Origin of the sequence: Pseudoalteromonas sp. SIMBA_162, assembly GCF_046535955.1 — a bacterium.
Classification (GTDB): domain Bacteria; phylum Pseudomonadota; class Gammaproteobacteria; order Enterobacterales; family Alteromonadaceae; genus Pseudoalteromonas; species Pseudoalteromonas marina.
This window is the reverse complement of sequence record NZ_JAWJBQ010000725.1, coordinates 1-256: the sequence shown is the minus strand read 5'-3', so window position 1 is coordinate 256 and position 256 is coordinate 1. Positions and strand designations below refer to the sequence as shown.

Sequence of the window (256 nt, the reverse complement as noted above, 5' to 3'; positions counted from 1 at the left end):
GGTCCAGTACTGTGGGAGCGGGCAAGCCCGCGAACGAGGGCAGAGCCCTCGCAGCATATTCAGGTCAGCCTTCGAGCTTGGCCTTGAGCAATTGGTTCACCTGCCCCGGGTTGGCCTTGCCTTTGGAAGCTTTCATCGCCTGGCCGACAAAGAAGCCGAACATCTTGCCACGCTTGGCCTCGTCGGCGGCGCGGTACTGTTCGACCTGCTCGGCATTGGCTGCCAGCATTTCGTCGAGCATCTTGTCGATCGCACC

General features: G+C 61.3%; 1 pseudogene. It reads right to left on the bottom strand.

The features are described 5' to 3' along the window. Positions 1-64 precede the first annotated feature (64 nt). A pseudogene (gene gatB, locus R0J88_RS21575) lies at positions 65-256 on the bottom strand (Asp-tRNA(Asn)/Glu-tRNA(Gln) amidotransferase GatCAB subunit B); the annotation flags it as partial.